Raw genomic sequence first — 19,910 nt, forward strand, 5'->3', positions numbered from 1 at the left:
GCGAAGCCGCCGCAGGCCTAGCGATGTGTAAGGGGGCGGCGAAGCCGCAGACCAAGGCCATCAGGCCGCAGGGCCGAGCGAATAGCGAGCCCTGAAACGTAGCGCCTGCCGAAGGCAGGAGGCCCCAAAAAAATCGCTAGATCAGTTTTCCAGTTTTGCGATTGTGAGCCATACGGGTGGCTAGAATATGTTCGCAGGGGCCTTTGCGCAATTTATTCATCTGAAAATGATTGCAATTGCATTCGGCTTGAACCATGCGGTCATCGGCATCGATGAGGAGTTGGCATTGGTAATTGCGCTGTTGTCCTTTGATCTGTGCCGATAGTCGAGTTTGGCCATTTTGCTGCGACTCTGCCGATAAATTGCTGAGGCGGTTTTGGTCCAAAATCTTGTTGGCTTTTTCTTCTTGTGGCGAGGCAAAGCGGAGCAACTTCATATCGAGTGGTTCGCGATGCAATTCCCGCAGGCGATACACGCCCAAGGTAGGATCAAAAATCACTCGGCCCGCTTGGGTGTAAGCTTGCAAGGAAGCGCTGACGATATCTCTGCCTAACTCTAGGCGTTCTGCTAGGCTATCTACCGACTCGAAATAAGTGCTTTTGAGGGCATCAAAAACGGTTTGTTTGGTCCAATCATCTACCTCTAAGCGAGGGGCGAGCAAATCAAAGTTACCAGCTCTGGACCAATCGTTATCGGTCCAGCCAGAAAGGCCCAAAGTAAAGACCATATCTCCCTCTAGTTGGGCCTCATAGAAAGAAGGCAAACCAGAACCGAGGAAGCTGACTGTAAATTTTTTGGCTTGTGGAATCAGGCGCTCTAAAATGAGTAAGCGGCGGCGGCCCCAAATGCGGACCTCCTCTGCTTTTGGCCCATGATAAATAGAGCGGCGGCAGATAATTTCTTTATTCCAAGGTTCTACCACCACCTTAACGGGCTGCCCAGGGCGAAGTTGAAAGCGCAAAGAGCGGGGGCCATGTGTTTCCTTAAAGCGGCGCAAAAGCTGGCAGATGCTATGAATATCCATGGGATGCAGGTCAAAGCGAATGAGCGGCATCGTCATGGCAGAGCTCACTTGAAGGAAGCCGCGGACCCAGCTTTCGGGTAGGTCAATTTTGACCTCCTTATATAAATCTTGGTCCTCCGTTTGGATTTCGAAGCCAGAAGGATCTACCCGAAAATCGGTTTCCTTATAATTCCGAATCTTTTGAAACTCATTATAAAGGGCTGCGGAGTAATCAATATTGGTTGTTCCGCAAGAAAACTCATCAATATTCTTAAAGACATTATAGCCACAGCTGAGCTTACCATAGGTAGATTCATCTTGGCTAAAGCACTCAAAGAAAATGCTATCGGGATGAGTAGTGATAACGGGATCCAGGACGATCCAGGCATCAAAATCCTTTTTATAGAGGTAATTAAAATACTCTCTTTGTTTTTTGTAGAAATGCTGCATTACGCCTCGTTCCTGCTCTTCTACCCCAGCCAATTCTACCGAAATATCTTCGATACGTTGTTTAATATTGGCCTCATCTCCAGCAATTTCGCCAAGGTATTGGGCCAGCCAGACCTCTTCCTGCTCCTTGGCCCAGGCCAAATAGGCAGATTTATCACGAGGTTTGAAGCGAAGATCAGAAACCACTACGGCATTCAAGGCAGAGATGGCTTCTCTAAAGGCAATTTTCTTATGCAATTGGCCCACAAAAAAAGTAGGCTCGCGCAAACTATCGGGGGCAAAGGACATGGCCGTTTGCCCAGCTTTATTCTTCACAGAGGAAGTTCCTCCATACTTATAATTAAATAACATATTGAGCTAGACTAAGATTGAGTGGGATAATCATGAATCGCAATAGGCTGTTCGAGCAAGGGGTATTGGTCCTGCAAATCACGTAGTACAATAACGGCCTGCTCCTTATCGCCAATCGCTGCAGTGGCCGAGATAAAAGTGGCTAAATCAGAGAGGAATTGCGCTACTTCAAAAGAAGCTTTGGCCTCTTTGGTCAAAAAGCTCCAGATGCGATCCTTGGCCATTCGGCCCTTGTTCACTTGGGCCAAAACGGTATAAAAATAATCGCGTAGCGATAGAATCCGCTCGGGATGTCCAGCCCCAAAGCGCTCCAAATAATTAGTTGCATACAGTTGTAGTTCTGGACGGGGGTGCTGACTCAATTGCTCCAAGTACATGGGGCCATCCTCTTCCTCAAAGAAGCGAGTAATGAGTTGGCGACCAAACTGCTGTACATCTTGGCGAACCGAATCGCAGATGCCCACCATCAAACTAGGGTTCCAATCATCAGCGGTATAGCTTTGGCCAAAGAAATCAAAGGCAAATTGTCGAGAATCGGCCCAATCTACATCTAGTAGACGCAAAGCCTCTTCTCTTTCGTAGCGCATACGATCTTTTTGTTCCTTAAACATTTTCCAAGCGAGCTCGCGAACGGCCACAATTTCATGATTGGCCAGACGAACCGTATTGGCCACCGACAAAGAGTCATAAGGGATATAGCGATCAATTAAGACGGCAGCCAACTCTTGTGCGGGAGCATATTTTGCATTGAGCAGGCGGAAAATAAACTTCCGGTCTACCTCCGCCAAATGGCCCTCTAGTTCGCTAGTTAAGATATCGGCAAAGAGCGCGTGCAAGCCCTCAATTTTTTCTTTGCGGATCAGTTTACGCAAGAGCGCTTGCATTTGCGTCACCGCAAAAGCTTGGTTTTGGGCATAGAGTGGGGCCAAAACTTCACGGCTGGCCAAGCGCACATCCTCTTCAGGATGCTCTAAAAGGCCCAGAAGGAAGTCGCCTTCCTGCAAGAGCTTTTGCTCTGAAGAGTGACGGAGAAGTTCTAAGCCATAGCGCCAATAATCGGCTGTTTTGCCAAAGAGGTATTGAATATCTTCAAAGGGAATTTGTGTAGCTTCTGCCGCATGCCCTTTAAGCAAATGCAAACCAAAGGCTTGTTGCTGAGCCAAAGGCAGGCGTAAAAACTTCCCGATTAAATCTAGGCTGAGTTGTTGGGTTTCCTCGACAAAGTAGCTCTTCAGTAAGGACTCTACCTCTGTCATTAGCATCTGTTGATCTTGGCCCGAGCGGAGCAAGAAGCCCAGCAAACGGCCCAAGAGTGCTTGACGCTTGGCGGCTTCATAAACCTCCACGATACGTCCTAAGGCCTCTTGTGCCCAATTTCTCAAATCTTTGCGTTGGTGCAATAAAAGGCTATAGACCAAATCTAGATCGGCAAAGTAGTCAAAGAAATCAGCTTCTAGCCAAGCCAAAGCCTGCTCTCTAGCCTTTGCATAATCATGGTCCAAAAGGTAAAGCAGGATAGCCGTAGGCTTGCCTGATTTTTCATAATTGGCCACAATTTCTTGCAGGGCCCAAGTTTGTAGTGGCTGATATGGACGGCTCAGTAGCTGCTTCCAGTAAGACAAGCCCAGTCGCTTTTGCAAGCTCTTGGCCTCGGGATGGGCCATAAATGCCGTATGGGCAAACTCTAGGACCTTTTGGCTTTTGGCCTCGGCCATTAGGTGCAAAAAGGCCTTGGGCTCCTGCCGCCAAAGGTCGGCATATTTAGTTTCTGAAAGGGGGGCTGGCAAGGGCATATCTGGATCGTAATGCTTACCATAAACCCATTCTTGTTTCATGGGAGAATATACATATCGCTGACTATTCGCATAAAGAACCTCGTTAAAGATCAGCTCCTTAGAGTAGCTAGGATAATGATATACGCTGGCGATCCAGCGCTGTTTCTTATTATCAAATCGCCAGTTCTTTTCTCGGCGATCTGTGCGGCCATCTCGGCTATCATCATATTGAAGGAGGAGACTTGTGGCCATAGCGACATAAGCGATATTTCCCTTTTGTCCCAATTGGTCCAACTCTTTACGCATATAATCGCTAAAGTAGTCCTTGGTCAAATTGGAGAAGGCTAGACGGCTATTTTCTTTTTTCAACTCATCTTTGGGCCGCATACGGTTATAGCTAACCCAAACATATTGATTATTTCGGCGGGGCATTCTATACTGTGGGCTCGCTTTTTCAAAGCGGTAGGCCAAGGCCCCCCAAAACTGTGCATCCTTGCGAAAGGTCGCCATTTTGAAGAGGCGACGCAGCAAACGGAAGCTATTGGGTCGGAACTCCATTTCGCAAATGACCTCTACTAATGTCTTGCGACAATAAGGCATAGCAGGAGACAATAAATAAAGCATAGCAAATGCTTGCTCCATACTTTTATCTCCTTTGGCCTTGCGTAGCTGATAGGCCAAAGCATCATTATCTTTACGGTCCAAGGCCTTTTGCCAGAGTTCAGGGAGTTTGGGCAGCTCCTCTTCGAGCAAAGCCTGTTGCCCAGCGGCATCGGCTAGTTCCCAATAGACAAAGGGCGCTAGTTTTTTAGCCGTAGGCGCTTTTTTCTTGCTTCGCCAAAAAGTTAATAAGTTGCTGGGGTCCTCTACTGCGGTATCGAGTTGAGCCGTAGCCCAAAGTAGGCTATAGAGCTCCATATCGTCTATAGATTTGCCTCTATGGTTTTGCTCAAAAAGGGCCCAGCAATAGGGTCCAGCCGCTTTGATGTTAAGACTAGCGGCACGCCAAGCGACCCTAGACAGCTTCCAGTTGCGGGCCTTTTGGGCCGCTGGATCTAGTTGAGCGAGCTGTAAATGGTATAGGATCCAGGCCGCCTGAGCTTCTGCTCCTTCTAGGGATTTATCTGGGGGCTGAATAGCCGCCACTTGCTTGGCCTGGCTCTTTTCAGATACATCCAAATAGCCCTTTTTCATTTTATCCTGTAGCAATTTATTGTACAGACTGCGGGCCTTGGTTTCATCTACAGGCGTGGGCGTTTTGCTGCCCTCTCTTAAGGGGCCGCCCGTTTTCCCATAACGGAAATTAACTAGAAAGGCCCCTGCTTCCAATTCGCAAAGGTCTACTTCATATACTTTATCAGAATTGCCCTGCTTAAAATGCAGGCGCTTTTGTTCTATTAGCTTCATCGGCAAAAGGATAAAATGGGCTTTTTAGGGCCTTGGTCTTAATTTGTAGCTCATATTATCGCTTTTTGATGACATTAGCGAGTTTTTTAAGCAAAAAAAGGGGATTTTTTCTTACTGCTGAGAGAAAGAAAGGTAAAAAATCGAAAGGCTGCTATATTTCGCTTCTAAGCGCCTATAGTTAAACTGTAGTAGGGTCGGTCCAGAAAAAAAAGATAGGGCATTTTAGATACGCCCGGAGGAGTTTTGCAGTTGCAGATTAGCTCCGGGGATTCCCCAGAGCTGTTTGTAAGCTGCAGCAGCGCCCTAGACGGTTATTTCTCTCTAAAAAAACCGCCAACAGCACCCCTGAGGGATTCCTTAGGGAATCCCGAGGAGGGGCGGGTGGGCGGGGTCGTGAAAACGAATGAGGAGCGCAGCGACGAATACCGCTTTTCTGCGAAGGCCCGCAGGGCCGCTGAGGGCCCAGCGCTGCGGAGCGGGTGGCCGAAGGCCAGACCGAAGCAGGCGAAGCCTGCGCAGGGCCGAGCGAGCAGCGAGCCCCGCAGCATAGCGGCGGCCGCCCGCCCTTTTTGGGGCGGCCGCGGGCCCCAAAAACATAAAAATCAAAATAAACTTTCCTTTAAATCATAACAGAATGCCCGCATCCCTTGGACGATTCTGTATCTTAGGAGCTCATTCAGCAAAACAAACCATCGCTTATGCGCCAACTTATTTCATGGGCCTTTATTCTGGCCCTACCGGCTTGTCTTTGGAGCCAAGACCTTGGTCAAGAACTGCAAAAACTAGAAGCTCAAAAGCAAAGCCTAGACGAACAAAAAGCCGCCCTTATTGAGCAAATTGAAAACGTCCGCCTACAAAAGATTCGAGCTGATTTGAAAAAAGTGGGCTTGCCAAAAAATGGCGTAGCAGGGGAACTGGTAGAGCATGCCGCCATGATTCTGAACTATTCGGAGGCCCATGAACAGGCCGCTTGGGTGGCCCATATTATTCCGCCCGCCGTGATGGAAGGCAACCTGAGCCGAACCAATGATTTTAGAGCAGATGAGCTAGTCAGTACAGGAACGGCGGTAAAAGCCGACTACTGGTATAGTGGTTACGACCGTGGGCATTTGGCCCCTTCTGCGGATTTCCGCTGGTCCAAAACAGCCATTAGTGAGTCCTATTATTACTCTAACATGAGCCCCCAATTGCCCGAATTTAACCGAGAGGGCTGGGCCGATTTGGAGCGATGGGTCCGAGGAGCCGTCTTTTCTCACAAACGCTCTATGTTGGTCATTACTGGCCCTATTTTGAAAGAGGGCTTGCCCCAAATTACCCAAGGCCCCAATAAAGTAAGCATTCCCGAAGCCTTTTTCAAGGTGGTTCTGGACCTAGAGGCCGAGCAGCCCAAGGCTATCGGTTTTATCATGAAAAATGGCAGCTGCAACAACCCCACAATCAGCTATGCCGTCTCGGTAGATGAGGTGGAGGCCCAAACGGGCTTGGATTTCTTTAGCAATTTGCCCGAAGAGGAAGAAAAACGCCTAGAAGCCATGAAGGCCCCTTCTAGCTGGGAGAAAACGACGGAAGGTCGCTTGGCCGATGTTCCTCCCCTCAGCAATGAGGAATTGCCCAAGGATTGTATCAGCACCGCCGATGCCCCCGTCTTTATGAACCAAAAAGCCTGCGTTTGCGGCACAGTGGTATCCACCAAGAAAACCAAGTCGGGCTCTGTCTTTATCAATCTGGACACAAAATTTCCCAACCAGATTTTTTCCGTAACCATCTGGGGCAAGGACATCAAGCATTTTTCTTATTCGCCAGAGACGGAACTCTATGGCAAGCAGATTTGTGTAAAGGGGAAAATTACAGATTACAAAGGGACCCCGACCATGAATATCACTCATGAAAAGAAGGTGGAATTTATGGAGGAGATGCCAGATAAGAAGTAGGATTTGGGGCTGCCCCTCGCCTATCGGCTCGGGTCGGGCCATTGCGCAGCTCGCTACTCGCTCGGCCCTGCAGGCTTTTTCGCTACGCTTCAAAAGCCTTTGGTCTGCCGCCTTCGGCGGCCCTGCTACAGCCCCTCAGCCTGCGGCCCTTCGGGCCTGTCCCATCCAAAAAATCAATCCATCGCATGAATTACCAAGAACAATTTGCGGCCAATAAGGCCGTTTGGGAGCAAAGAGCGGCTTTGCATCCAGAAACTGAGTTTTATCAGCAAGATGCTTTTATGCAAGGGCAAACGAGTCTGCAGTCTATAGAGCTCTCCTTATTGGAGGCCAACTTATCGGGCAAAAGAGTCTTGCATCTGCAATGTCATTTTGGGCAAGATAGTCTATCTTTGGCCCGCATGGGCGCAGAAGTCGTGGGCCTAGACCTCTCCGAAACCGCCATTGCCAAGGCCCAAAGCCTAGCCGAAGCGCTCAATCTCAATGCCCATTTTTACCAAGGCAATGTACTAGACGCTCAAGAGATTTTGGCCCAAGAAGCCCCCTTTGATCTCATCTTTTGTTCTTATGGGGTCGTTTATTGGCTGCCCGATCTGCTGCAATGGGGCCAAGAAATAGGGCCCTTACTCAAAAGAGGCGGAGAATTTATGCTGGTCGAGTTTCACCCTATCGTCTGGATGTTTGATGACAACTTTAGCTACATCCAATATAGCTACTTTGACCAAGGCGCTATTGAAACCGAAGAAGAGGGCAGCTATGCCAAGCGAGAAGCCGAGATCTCAGGAAAATCTTATGGCTGGAACCACAGCCTTTCCGAAATGACCGCCGCCTTAACCGAAGGAGCAGGCTGGCAGCTCAGTTACCTCAAAGAATATAAGTTTTCGCCTTACAATTGCTTTAATAATACTGTAGCTCATCCCGAAGGCTACCAAATCAAGGGCCTAGAGGATAAAATCCCTATGGTGTTTGCTTTGGGGGCCCAACGGCCCTAGCGAAAAAGCAAAAAGGGGCAGTCGCCAATGGCGACTGCCCCTTTTCTATTGGGCCAAAAATGATTTAGTTGGCTAAGCCCACAATCAACTCTTGGTCAATACTCGCCTTTTCTGTAGGCAACTTATTGATTTGGACCAATTGCGTCATTGTCAGGCCGTACTTTTTGGCAATATCATAAAGATTTTCGCCTTGTCGGACCACATGCACCTTATACTTCTTCCCTGATTTCTCATCGGTGCGGATATAAGGGTTGGGGTCTACATAACTTCCATCATTCACCACCTTAATTCGGCGACCTCTATCAATAGTAGTCGAGTTCAGGCCATTGAGCCCCATGAGAACATCTACTCTGGTATTATATTTCTCGGCAATCTTATAGAGATTATCATTCTCTTGCACGATATAATAGTTGGGGTCATTATTGACCACAGCAGGCGTTTTTTCGCTAGTTTTCTTCTCGGCAGGGCCAGCTTGTTTTTTTGTTTCGGCTGGAATAGGTTCTGCATCAAAAGGAGAGCGGAGGCCACCATGCATAACTCCCTTTCGAGCTTTTTGCTCTTCGACAGAAGTCACCCCAGCTCTTTTCTTTTGCTCATTGGCTGACTTAGTTCCTCGGCTAGCAATGCCATTTTCCTCCTGCATTTTTTGGTAGCAAAGGGCTCGAATATGTTCGGGGATTGTTTTTTTGTCTATTCTTTTCAGTTGGAGGCTACCATTTGCTTGTTGGACCAGATAAAGCCCAATTCCCTCTAAAAAATAGAGGTTTTCAGAAAGGCGGGCTTGCAGGCGGTCAAAAGAGCGAAACTGTCGCTGTTTGAGGCAGCCCAATTGGTCATTATCTACAAAAAGGACCTTTCCTTCAGGGGTAGCGTCTAGATCTTCGCCGCTATTGATTTGGTTGGCGGCATAGACAAAGCTATGTCGGCGGTCCTTATAACTCAGTTGCTTATCATTTTCGGTATAGCTAGCAATCTGGCTCACCTGATGGATATGATAGCGTTTAGTTTGTTCATTATAAACGGCAATATTCACTGATTTTTTCAGGCTATTGACCTCTTGAATAAACTGGCCATTGATAGTAGTTAAATCTGCACAGCCTAGGGCCTTTTGGGGAAGAGCTTCTAAGAGTTCGGCATTCAGGTTAGTGGTTTTTACCCTAAAGGCCAGCTTTTGTTTTGGGGAAACCTGCAACATAAAATCATGAAAGGCCGATTCTGTATATTTATCGACAGCCTGATATTCATATTCCTGCATACAATTGGCATCAAAAAGCAGAATATTTTCGCTAGAGGTTTGGGCTTGGGCGAGGCTAGCGCCTAGGGTGGCGGCAGCCAATAAAAAGGATTTCCAAAGACGTTTTTTCATAGTGCTAATTTTGTATGTGATGGGGAACTTTAGCTTAGCCAAAGCAGGCGAAGCCAAAACAATAAACCTGAAATAATTAGGCCAAAGCTAGCGACCCAACGTATTCGCTTCAGCCAAAGTTCATTTAGCAATTGGCGGAGTCGGCTAGCCAGAAAAACTTTTAAAAAGTCGGTTAGGATGACCATGAGCATAATAGCCACACCAAAAAAGACGAGATCTGTTTGGCTGTAGCCTCTGCTGTAGGCCGTCCCGATACTTGTGAACCAAAAGAAGAGTGGAAAAGGGGTTAAGCTGTTAATCAGAAAGCCTTGTAGGAAATACTGTCCCGCTTGCTTATTGCTCAGGGGTTCTTCCTTGGTTTTGGCTTTGGACTGGGGGCTAAACAGCAGCAGCAGGCCTAAAAGAATAAGAAAAGCGCCGCCGCCTAAGCTCAGGTAAAACTCTAGGTCTTGCCCTAACTCACTTTCTTTGGTCCAAGAAATTAAGAACTTTGCTAAATAGCTACTAATAGCAATATAAATAAAATCGCTGATCCATTGGCCAGCCACTAGGGCAATTCCTGAGCGACTGCCTTTTTCTATACTCACTTGTAGAATAGTAAAGAAAATGGGTCCGGTCATGATGCTAAGTAATAGGCCGAGGCCCAAACCTTCCAGAATTGCTTGCGTGAGCATTATTAACTACTTTAATATAGATGATAAAAAAAGGGGGAAGGGATGTATCCGCCCGCAAAGGTAGGCTTGTTTTTAGCTTTCCTTTGTCCTCTTTAGCAAAAAGGGATCAAAAAAGTTTGTTAAAAAAGCAGATTTTGGCCCAATTGCGTCTAGCAGGCGGCAAAGCCGCCGCAGGCTGAGCTGCCTGTAGGGGGGCCGAAGGCCAGACCAAGTTTTTGAGCGCAGCGAAAAAACGCAGGGCCGAGCAGAACTGCGAGCCCGAAAGGGAGCGACCCGAGCGAAGCGAAGGGGCAGCCCCAAAAAAATCATCTAGTTCTTATCTAAGGAGAACAGCTGCCAATCATCATTTTTGCTGCGGCGATAGAGAAAATTCTTGCGGGGGCCCAGCTTAAAATGATAATCCTTGAGCGGGGCACATTCGCCCTCATGGTTGCATTCGTAATAAATGGGCAGGTCAAAAACCTGGATGCGCCAGGGCCCCTCTTTTTGTTCCTCGCAAAAATAAAGGGCCGTTTTTTGGCTATACTCCTCAAAATTTACGGCCACAAATAGGCAACTCAGTCGGCCATTTTTCTTGCGCCAAATCACGGTAGACAAGCCCTCTAGGGTAGAGAGTTGAGGCAAAAGGACCTGTTGTTTATCGGCATTAAAATCATAGAGTCGAAACTGGTTGTGGGGATGGTCCATATACAGCAAATAATGGCCATCATTGGAGAGTGAAGTGATGGGCGAACAAAGCAGGGCATCATGAATGTTTTTGGGCATTTTGATTACATGCCCCGCTATATCCTCTATAATATAAGCCTTGCAACCCTCCTCATGAGCCACCACCTCAAACAGGCGTTTTGCCCCCTTGAGTTTGCCCACAACGCCGCCCTTATGGGCCTCTTCCTCCTCCTCATGCACATCTTCATCTAGCACCTTCTTAAACTCCTCAATGCCCTTATCCCAGCTAAATTCGAGCAAGTGATTCTGTCGGCCCTCAATGGTGCCACGCAGCAAAATATTGCCCTCAAAAAACTCTGGGGTCACCAAATAATCAATCCGCCTTTCGTGTAAGGGCAGGCCATATTTTTGGTCAAAAGAATCTACATGTTCCCACTGTTGTTGTAGGGGGAAGCTAAAAATTTCTTCTTGTCGAAGCGTATCAAAGGGATAGCGAAAAATGACCAGCTCCTTGCCCTGATAAGAGAGGTCAAAATCATAATGCAAATACACCAAAAGCTCCAAATTGCCGTCATAGGTCACATCCTCAAAATGCAGTTCTGTAATTTTGGCCTTTTGCTTATGCCTAAGGGAAATATGATGGCTATGTTCCCGAGCATTTTCGGACCGAAACAAATAAACCGCAGGCAATTTATGCACCTTATTATAGGCCACCAACCAATGGTGCTCACTATCCTGCATCACCTGCTTAATCCCAATGCCCAAAGTATCTTTCAAGCGAAACTCTTTTTGAGCCCGCTGCTTGGCCTCGGCAATACTGAGCGAAAGCGGGGCATCACAGGCCCAAAAACTGCAAAAAAAGAGGCCAAAAACAAGATAATATAGAAAGCGCATAGACTAATTTATATAGATAGGCGTTGGAGAAAGAGCTTCAAAAGAATGTTTATTTTATTTTTTTGGGGCCTCCCGCCTGCGGCGGGCGCTACGTTCCGCAGCTCGCAGGTCTGCTCGGCCCTGCAGCGCTTTCAGCGCTTTGGTCTGGCCCTACGGGCCACTGCTGCACATCGCTAGGCCAAAAGCGCCTGGCCCCACAGAAAAAGCTCAGTTTTAAGTGTTTTCTCACCAACCATTAGAGCCTAGCCTCCGTTCTTAAACAAAATGGCCCCTTGGGGCCCTCTTCTTGATTCTATTAAAAAAGAACGTTATAGCGCAAACTCTACCACTTAATGAGAAGGCCTCTAAAATAGGGCAAAAAATCATTCTCAGTCCCCCCTAAGATGACCAAAAGCTGCAATTCTTGCATCTTGGTCAAAAAATCACCTTGCCAAAAGCAATTTATTGCATGAGATATTCTAACAAAAGTACAGATAAAGAGCTCATCCAAGGCTGCCGCAAAGGCGACCGATTGGCCCAAAAGCATTTGTACGAAAAGTACTACGGACGAATGTATGGCATTGCTATGCGTTATACCAAAAACCAAGAGGAGGCGCTAGATATTCTTAACACCTCCTTTCTCAAGGTGTTTACCTCTTTGGACAAGTACAAAGACAGCAACAACCTTGCGGGTTGGATTGCCAAGATTGTCTTTAATAGTGCTATCGACCACGTTCGCCGAAATACCAAATACAAACAAGTCATTAACTATAATATAGAGAGAGATGGGGCCGTGCATAACGGCAGCTTGCAACAACTGCAGGCCGAGGACCTCTTCCGCTTGATTCATCGGCTCCCCAATGCTAGCCGTAGCGTCTTCAACCTCTATGTAGTAGATGGCTATAAGCACAAGGAAATTGCGGAAATGCTCGGCATTTCGGTAGGGACCTCCAAATGGCATTTGGCCAATGCGCGCAAAGAACTTCGGAGCTTGCTCGAACAACAAAAGCGCTATGAAGCCGCCCGCTAAGTTGGCCCTATTTTTTGTACAAACATTATGAACCACCCAAAATAAATCGCTTTAGCAAATGAAGCAGTTTTACGAACAAGATGATGATTTTATCCGCTCTCAGTTAGAAGGCCATCAGTTTGAGATGCCGCCTGCTGCTTGGGAAGATATGGACAAAAGGCTCGACCAAATCCAGCTAACGGGAGCCAAGGGCAGTTCTGCCTGGAGCAACTGGTTGGTGATGGGCGCTTTTGTGCTCGCTAGTGGAGCTGGCGTTTTGGCCTATCAATATTGTCTGCCCTTTTTAGGGATGCAAAAAAAGATGGCCCAAAAAGAAGCCCTCTTAGAAAAAGCAGCCGAGCCCCAGCTCATTCAACTGGAAGAGCGAGCAGCTATAGCTAGCGCAGAGACAGAAGAAGTACTGCCTTTGGCAAGGGCCAGCAATACGCCTCCTCCTCCCCCACCCCATAAAACAACTAAAGAAAAAGTAGTGGCGAGTCCAGCCCCCAAGGCCCAAGAAGTTGTTCTTCTAGAAGAAGAGCAAAACACTACAGAAAAGGGCCAGAATAAGCATCCTGAGGTCAAACAAACGATTTTGCCCACTCGCTATGTTTTCTCGGCTAGTAGTAAAGCCAAAGCCGAGCAGCTGCGTGAGATTCAGCGTTTAGAAAACTTGTCTTTTTTAGAAAAGGGCAGTTTCCAGCAGCAGTTGCGCCATAGCCAAAAAACGACTATTGATACGCCAATGATTGTTTTGGACCGTTATCGCAAGGGCGGCAAAAAGCTACAGCTATCGGCTAGTTTGGGCCTCAATGCGCAGGGCAAAGCCCTAGGCGTTCAGGCAGGTATACAGCTAAGCAAAGAGCTAGATGCTCAGTTTTCACTAGAAGCGGGTTTGCAGTATAAGAATATGCAGCGGCTAGGCAGCCAAAGTGAAACGGCTAGATTGGAATGGAATGGCGAGCTTCAAGAGGAGCAAATTCAGGCCATTAAGCGTTTAGAATTTTTGGAGCTGCCCGTTTTGCTCAACTACAAACTGTGGCCCAAGCATCAGTTGCAGATGGGGGCAAAAGTTAGCTACCTCTTGCCCGTACAGATGACCAATGGCCAGCGTACTGCAGATGATTTGGGCTTTAATAGTTGGTCTTCTGCGGCTGTTTTGGGCTATCATTACCAGCTTAACGAGCAATTAAAACTGGGGGTACAATGCAATTTGGCCTTTGCCAATTTGGCCAAAAACAGCCGACAAAAAGCGCATCAGGCCAGCCAAGAAGTATCGGCCCAATTGCTAGAAGAGGACAAGCTTCCGCAGGATGAATGTCTGTTGCCAGAGCAAAATGGCAATGAGCTAGAATTGAGCAGATTGCCTCATAAGTTATACAATAACGACCTATCTATTCAGCTACAATATCAGTTTTAGGCTAGACAAGGCGAAACAAAGAAAGACCTCCAGAATTGGAGGTCTTTTTTTTTGGCCCAAGCGCAAGAAAATTCGGCCAGGGGCGGGTTGGCCCAGCGCTGCGCAGCCGTGGCCCGAAGGGCCAGACCCAAGCCGCCAAAGGCGGCTGCAGGGCCGAGCAGAGCTGCGAGCGGCGCAGCATAGCGGCGGCCAGCTAGGCTTTGCCTAGCTGGCCGCGGGCCCCAAAACATCAATAGAATACTACTTTTTGGCTCGATAAATCAGCCAGCCGAAGACTAAAAAGAGGACAAAAAGGGCCGCCCAGATCAATGGACCATAATTCGTTTTTTGGGGTAACTCTAGCGCGCTACTATTTCCGCTTAGCCACCAAGCGGCCCAGAAAAAGGGCTGGGCGGCCACCTCCTTTTGGTCCACCAACTCTAGGTAGCGGATTTGAGCGGCCTGCAAAGCCTTGTCCTTTCGTTGGCCGGCCTGTAGGTAGCCATAAAAGAGCTCCATCAAAAGGCGGCTACTCTCATCATTGACCTCCCAAAGAGTGCTCAGCGTACTAGCGGCGCCGGCATAGCGAAAGCCAAGGCCGAGACTTTGGGCCCCCTCTCCGGCCTGATAGCGACCGGCGGCAGTTTGGCAAGCAGAGAGCACCACCAAATCGGCGGATAAATGCAGGCCAGGCAGCTCATAAGCCAGCAACAAATCGTCTTGGAGGCTATCTTGAGTTTCGCTAAAAAAGAGGGCCGAATAACTAGGCGCCATAGGGTCGGTAATGGCATGCATGGCAAGATGGATAAACTGTGCTTTTGGAGCTAGTTGTCTAAACCGTTGTTCATTGGCTTGTTCTTGGCGCAAAAACTGTCCATTAAAATGGGTTTCTAGAAAATCGAGTTCGGCCATAGCGCCAGCGAGAGGCTGCAATTGTTTTCGGGCCTGTCCCCAGTCCAGCGCTTGTCGGTCTACAGCTTGCCCTTGGCCCTGATAGCTAGGCGCCATCGCCAAAAAGCCTTTTGCGGCTGTTTTGGGTTGGGGTTGCAGATAAAAATTGGCGGCATACAAATAGCTAATCGCATAAGATCTCATCAGATAACCGAGGCGGCTAAAGGGTTGTTCTTCCGCTTTGGGCAGCAGGCAACTGAAGGCGAGTTGGGATAATTCGGCATGTGGAGAAATGAGCAAATCGTATTTTGGAGTTTGGGGAATCAGCTGTTGATAGAGCTGATGGGCAAGGCGAATAAAATTGCTTTTGAAAGGCTTTAGGCTTTCTCTGGGGCGTTGGACGAGCTGTTTAAAATCTTGTAGCTGTTGACGAAGGTTTGTGGTTGGGCCAAGGATAGAGAGCTGAATTTTGTCCTCTTCTAGCAAAAAGCAGTAGCTATTTTTGGGGCCCATAAAATAAGTGATCAGGCTATACTTTTCTTTATTCAGCTTTTTCTTGAGTTTGTTTAGGTCGAGTTCTTCCAGCTCCTCTTGCCATTTTGTATAGCTAGGATACTTTTGGGCCAATTGGGTCAGGAGCTCGTCTAGTGCTTGGCGTTTTTGAAAAAGGACGGCCTGCATTTTTTGGGCCTTCAGGCTATCTGCCTTTCGTTGGGCTCGACTAAACTGGGCTTGATAATAACTAATATCTTGGCGCAGGCTACGTTCTTCGGCCAAGAGTTCGGCAGAGACATTGCCCAGCTGTTGAGCTTCCTTATTGCGCAAAGAGCTGAGGAGCCAGCTGCCTTTGGCCAGCTCAATTTCGATAAAGGCCTGTTGGATATATATGGGATTCTGTTCTTCTTTTTCTAGGGCGATGGCTGTTTCGACAAAAGCCTCATAGACTTTTTCTGTTTGGGCTTTTAGTGCGGCTTTTCCACCTTTAGAGCCCAATTGTTTTTCTAATTCTTTGGCCAAAGAAATAGCCATTTGGCAGCTTTGGTACTGCTCTAGCAGAGGGGCGGCAATTATCTTTTGGGTTTGATAAATTCCCCATAAAATAGCGAGGCCTTCTTGGCCTTTAAGTTGAGCCAGGCCTTCTTTTTGGCCTAGGCCAGCGGTTTGGAAGCGGATCGCTTCCTCAAAATACTGCTTGGCCAATTCGGCGCTATTCAGGGCTAGGGCGGCTTGGCCGAGGGCGATATAGATTTCTTGATTTTTGGCCAGCTTTCTAAAGGTGGCCCCTTGTTTTTCGGCATAGGCCAAATCGGCGGCCAGACTTTCTATACCTTCAAGGTCTTTAGCTTTCTTGAGCTTATGAATATATGCTTTGAGTAGGGGAAACTGAGCATGGCCTCCACGGCTCAGCAATTCAGGCAGAGAGATATTGCTGCTGCTCTCTTCATCTAAGAGAGCCAAATAGGCGGTTGCTTCTAGGGCAAAAAAGCTATTTAGTTGGCCCAATTCTGCAAATAGCTGGCTAGCCTTTTTTAGGAGCGGCAAAGCCTGTTCATTTTGGCCCAGCTCATAATAGCAAATGCCCTTACTGGCCAAGTTTTTTGCTTGAATAGCAAGGGGTAAGGGTTCGTCATCTAAGGCGGCTAGGGCCTCTAGGGTGCGTTCAAAGTTTCCTTTCTTTCGATAGATTTGCGCCATAAGCGAGTAGGCGACAAATCGGGCCTCCTGCGATTGTAGTTTAGCCAACTTCTTGGCCCATTTTAGGGAAGTTTCGGCTTCATTGGCCAGGCCAAAATGGAAGTAAGCGCCTTCCTTATAGAGAGAAAACTTCAGCTTTTCCGAATAGCGATCTGCGTTTTTTTCTAGCCAGTTCAAGGCCTTTTCTAAGCGCTCTTTTTGCTCTAAAACAGGGCGACTTTCTAGATAACCTACATAATAATGGGCAAAATAGTAATAAGGTAAGCTAGCGGCAGCCTCTTGCTCGGCCCAGCGCTTTTGTTCTAAGACAAAAGCCTTTAGCTCAGCTTCATAGCGTTTTTTGCCCTTAATTTCTTTTCCCCCCATACTTACATAAGCAAAAGCGAGATCGACCAAGGCCCAATCGGCGGCCTCTTGGAAGCTAGTATTTCGCCAAAAAGGGCGTATGGGAGCTGCTTGAGCAAAGCTCCTTTGATAATAACGCATCAGGACTGCCCGCTGCTCTTTGATTGTAGTCAGCTGGGCCAGACTATCTTGATAGCGCTCGGGCGCTAATTTGGGCTGAGCCAAAAGCGTGCAGCTAAAGAATAGGCAACAAAGGTTGTAGATATAATTTCGCATGAATTCTGGAAAGTTCGGTGAGTTGGGCCAATTACAAAGGTAGACAATAGGCCTTAAAAAGCAGTTCCCTTAAGTTGAACAATTAGTACAACTATTATTTAACATAATTTTAAGCTAGTCTAAATAAACCACAAAGTGAGAAATGCTACAAAAGTTACCAGCTTTTTGGACTACACTTGCAAAGCATAAGTTACCAATCAGGTAATATACGCCAAAAACATTGCGCACATTTAAAAACTTTTATTCCATGAAGAATTATTCCTTCTATCTCAGCATTTTTTTCCTTTTTTGTTTTTCCTTTTCTCAGAACCTGCAAGCTCAGGAGACCGATGAAATTAACAATTGGTTTTTTCTACACACGACAGCCAAGTTAAATAACAAATGGAAGTTGGGCAATGAGTTTCATATCCGTCGGGATGACTGGGTACAGAACTGGCGCAATTTGCTGGAGCGTCCCTATGTCACTTATTCTGTAAACAAGCATTTTTCTGCTACGGTAGGTTATACTTATATTGGTTCTTGGGCGCTACCGGGTAGCGACAAAGCCCCTCATAGCAATGAGCATAACATCTGGGAGCAAGTCAGTTTTCATCATAAGCTCAACAAGGCGATTAAGGTATCTCACAGGTACCGTTTTGAACATCGTTTTGTTGATCAGTGGGAGCACAACTTAGTTACAGATGAGTGGAGCAAAACAGATAATGTTTTCCGCAACCGCTTTCGCTATCGGATGACCATTAAATCTAAGCTGTTTAACTTTGGAGACAATCAGGACATCTACCTACATGTTTTTGATGAGATTTGGGTGAATCAGGCCGACAATCTCCGTTTTAAGGGATTGGGACGCAACTGGTTGTATTTGGGCCTTGGGTACGATCTCAATCCGCAGCTTTGTTTTGAGCTTGCCTATATGCACCAACACGATACCTACAATACTACAGACTACCTCAACACGCCTATTATGCAGTTGTCTATTGGCTATAAAGTGCCTGTAAAAAAGTCTTAATGTTCTTTCTTGTTTTTGGCCTTATCCAAAGGGCCTTATCCAAATAGCTAGAATGCCCCTTTACGCTAAATCGTAGAGGGGCATTTTTTATCTTATGCTGTTTAAAACGGAGAGGGGGCAATTGGCCTAGCGATGTGCAAGGGTGGCCGTCAGGCCAGACCGAGCCAGCGAAGCTGGCGAAGGGCCGAGCAGACCTGCGAGCCCTGGAACGTAGCGCCGCAGCTTTGCTGCGGAGGCCCCAAAACAGCAGGCTTCTTATCTACGTCGGCTAGGTCCTTTTGGGAGCATTTCCTCGGCTAATTGCAGGCCAATTTCTTCTACAAAGCAAGCCATTTCCTTTTGCTTATTATAGAGGCCCCAGAGGCTAGTATTTGGGCTTAGCGGGGCGCTTGTACTATTTTTTGGCCAGAAAAAGCGGCTTGTTTTTCCATTAGATAGTTGTAATTCTATTTCGTATTGTTTGGATAGGCTGCCCCAATTCCATTTTTCCTTTTGGCTGAGGAGCTGGGCGAGCATAAGTTCGCCATCGGCTAGGCAGCTACTACGATTTTGCAAAATCTTATTCCCCTGAAAAAGGAAATAGAAAGCGCCCAGCTCAAAAAGCAGCATAAAGGCAGTCATCAGGGCAAAAGAAGGCAATGCCTGCAGGGCAAAGAGGAGGACAAAAAGCAGCAGGGGAAACAGCAAGAGGCTAATTCCGACAATATAGTAGCCTCTGAGTCCATGACTAAGTGGCAACTGTTTTTTGATCCGTTCTAGATTGCGGCCACTTCCGGGGTCTAGGGCCAAAGTGGGAAAAGACTGACTCATAAATTTAGAAATTGGGCAGCAGCTCCATTTTTTCAGACAGGCGTTCCACCAAGCCTTTAGAGCCGATATAAACTGGCGTACGTTGGTGCAACTGCTGAATTTCCAGCTCCATAATTCTTTCTTGGCCATTGGTAGCGGCTCCACCGGCCTGTTCAATCACAAAAGCCATGGGGTTGCACTCATAGAGCAGGCGCAATTTTCCGGAGCTAGAGCTAGGGCTACTTGGGTACATAAAAATACCTCCTTTGATGAGGGTGCGGTGCACATCGGCCACCATAGAGCCCGTATAACGGAAGCGCATATCCTCTTCCACGCAATCATCGATAAAGCGGCGGACCCCTTCGGGGAAGGTTTTATAGCGGCTTTGATTGACTGAATAATTCTTGCTTTCGGGAATCTTGATATCGGGATGCGAGAGGCAAAACTCTCCGATAGAAGGATCGAGGGTAAAGCCGTTGACGCCTTGGCCCGTAGTATAAACGAGCATAGTAGAAGAGCCATAGAGCACATAACCTGCGGCCACTTGTTCGGCCCCATCTTGCAAGAAATCTTCTAAGGTACAGGGACCATCTAGAGAATTGCGGCGATAGATGGCAAAAATGGTCCCAATAGAAACATTTACATCAATATTAGAAGAGCCATCGAGGGGGTCAAAGGCCACCACATATTTGGCCTTTTTGCAGTTCTCAAAAGCCACAAAGCTCTCTTGCTCCTCGGAGGCGATGCCGCAGCATTCTCCGCTATTTTGCAGACAGGCCTGCAGAATTTCGTCGGCTAGAATATCTAATTTTTGGACCGTTTCTCCAGAGGCGTTTTCTACGCCCGCCAAGCCAATAATGTCGGCTAAGCCTGCCTTATTGACCTCTCGGCTAATAATTTTGCAAGCTAGGCAAATATCTCTTAACAGTCCAGAGAGTTCGCCTGTGGCATAAGGAAGGTCTTGTTGCTTGCGGATGATAAACTCGTCTACAGTGATGAGCTGTTTCATAAA

At 47.4% G+C, this 19,910-nt stretch carries 13 protein-coding genes; 5 read left to right on the top strand and 8 right to left on the bottom strand.

Going from position 1 to position 19,910, the window contains the following annotated elements; translation table 11 throughout:
- Nucleotides 1–136 precede the first annotated feature (136 nt).
- Nucleotides 137–1,804 carry an SWIM zinc finger family protein gene (locus SGRA_RS04495; protein WP_041329497.1) on the bottom strand — a complete coding sequence of 556 codons (1,668 nt, stop codon included), beginning with the start codon at nucleotides 1,802–1,804 and terminating at the stop codon, nucleotides 137–139.
- Between the two features lie 11 nt (nucleotides 1,805–1,815).
- Nucleotides 1,816–4,986 (bottom strand): WGR domain-containing protein, encoded by a 3,171-nt coding sequence (locus tag SGRA_RS04500; RefSeq protein WP_015691409.1) that lies wholly within the window; start codon nucleotides 4,984–4,986, stop codon nucleotides 1,816–1,818.
- A gap of 698 nt (nucleotides 4,987–5,684) precedes the next feature.
- Here SGRA_RS04500 and SGRA_RS04510 point away from each other — a divergent pair.
- The gene (locus tag SGRA_RS04510; RefSeq protein ID WP_015691411.1) at nucleotides 5,685–6,917 is read left to right on the top strand and encodes a DNA/RNA non-specific endonuclease; all 1,233 of its coding nucleotides are present in this window, start codon (nucleotides 5,685–5,687) and stop codon (nucleotides 6,915–6,917) included.
- 185 nt (nucleotides 6,918–7,102) lie between these two features.
- Nucleotides 7,103–7,909, top strand: a complete 807-nt coding sequence (locus SGRA_RS04515; protein ID WP_015691412.1) for a class I SAM-dependent methyltransferase — start codon at nucleotides 7,103–7,105, stop codon at nucleotides 7,907–7,909.
- Nucleotides 7,910–7,973: 64 nt separating this feature from the next.
- Here the strand turns inward: SGRA_RS04515 and SGRA_RS04520 are convergent, their stop codons facing one another.
- From SGRA_RS04520 to SGRA_RS04535, 3 genes are all read right to left on the bottom strand, one after another.
- The gene (locus tag SGRA_RS04520) at nucleotides 7,974–9,275 is read right to left on the bottom strand and encodes a muramidase family protein (protein WP_015691413.1); all 1,302 of its coding nucleotides are present in this window, start codon (nucleotides 9,273–9,275) and stop codon (nucleotides 7,974–7,976) included.
- A 29-nt stretch (nucleotides 9,276–9,304) separates the two neighbouring features.
- The gene (locus tag SGRA_RS04525) at nucleotides 9,305–9,949 is read right to left on the bottom strand and encodes a LysE family transporter (RefSeq protein ID WP_015691414.1); all 645 of its coding nucleotides are present in this window, start codon (nucleotides 9,947–9,949) and stop codon (nucleotides 9,305–9,307) included.
- Between the two features lie 309 nt (nucleotides 9,950–10,258).
- Nucleotides 10,259–11,509, bottom strand: coding sequence for a hypothetical protein (locus SGRA_RS04535; protein ID WP_015691416.1), 1,251 nt, complete (start codon nucleotides 11,507–11,509; stop codon nucleotides 10,259–10,261).
- A gap of 448 nt (nucleotides 11,510–11,957) precedes the next feature.
- On the opposite strand from SGRA_RS04535, the gene SGRA_RS04540 reads away from it, so the two are divergent.
- Both SGRA_RS04540 and SGRA_RS04545 read left to right on the top strand, forming a co-directional pair.
- Nucleotides 11,958–12,518, top strand: coding sequence for an RNA polymerase sigma factor (locus tag SGRA_RS04540; RefSeq protein WP_041329498.1), 561 nt, complete (start codon nucleotides 11,958–11,960; stop codon nucleotides 12,516–12,518).
- Between the two features lie 58 nt (nucleotides 12,519–12,576).
- The gene (locus SGRA_RS04545) at nucleotides 12,577–13,917 is read left to right on the top strand and encodes a porin family protein (RefSeq protein ID WP_015691420.1); all 1,341 of its coding nucleotides are present in this window, start codon (nucleotides 12,577–12,579) and stop codon (nucleotides 13,915–13,917) included.
- A gap of 240 nt (nucleotides 13,918–14,157) precedes the next feature.
- On the opposite strand, the gene SGRA_RS04555 is transcribed toward SGRA_RS04545, so the two are convergent.
- Nucleotides 14,158–17,103 carry a CHAT domain-containing protein gene (locus SGRA_RS04555; protein WP_015691422.1) on the bottom strand — a complete coding sequence of 982 codons (2,946 nt, stop codon included), beginning with the start codon at nucleotides 17,101–17,103 and terminating at the stop codon, nucleotides 14,158–14,160.
- Nucleotides 17,104–17,350: 247 nt separating this feature from the next.
- Between SGRA_RS04555 and SGRA_RS04560 the strand changes: the two genes are divergently transcribed.
- Nucleotides 17,351–18,109, top strand: coding sequence for a DUF2490 domain-containing protein (locus SGRA_RS04560; RefSeq protein WP_015691423.1), 759 nt, complete (start codon nucleotides 17,351–17,353; stop codon nucleotides 18,107–18,109).
- Between the two features lie 255 nt (nucleotides 18,110–18,364).
- On the opposite strand, the gene SGRA_RS04565 is transcribed toward SGRA_RS04560, so the two are convergent.
- Together SGRA_RS04565 and fbp are read right to left on the bottom strand one after the other, a co-directional pair.
- Nucleotides 18,365–18,919, bottom strand: coding sequence for a hypothetical protein (locus SGRA_RS04565; RefSeq protein WP_015691424.1), 555 nt, complete (start codon nucleotides 18,917–18,919; stop codon nucleotides 18,365–18,367).
- Between the two features lie 4 nt (nucleotides 18,920–18,923).
- Nucleotides 18,924–19,907 carry a class 1 fructose-bisphosphatase gene (gene fbp / locus SGRA_RS04570; protein WP_015691425.1) on the bottom strand — a complete coding sequence of 328 codons (984 nt, stop codon included), beginning with the start codon at nucleotides 19,905–19,907 and terminating at the stop codon, nucleotides 18,924–18,926.
- Nucleotides 19,908–19,910 lie beyond the last annotated feature (3 nt).

This window comes from Saprospira grandis str. Lewin (assembly GCF_000250635.1).
Taxonomy (GTDB): domain Bacteria; phylum Bacteroidota; class Bacteroidia; order Chitinophagales; family Saprospiraceae; genus Saprospira; species Saprospira grandis.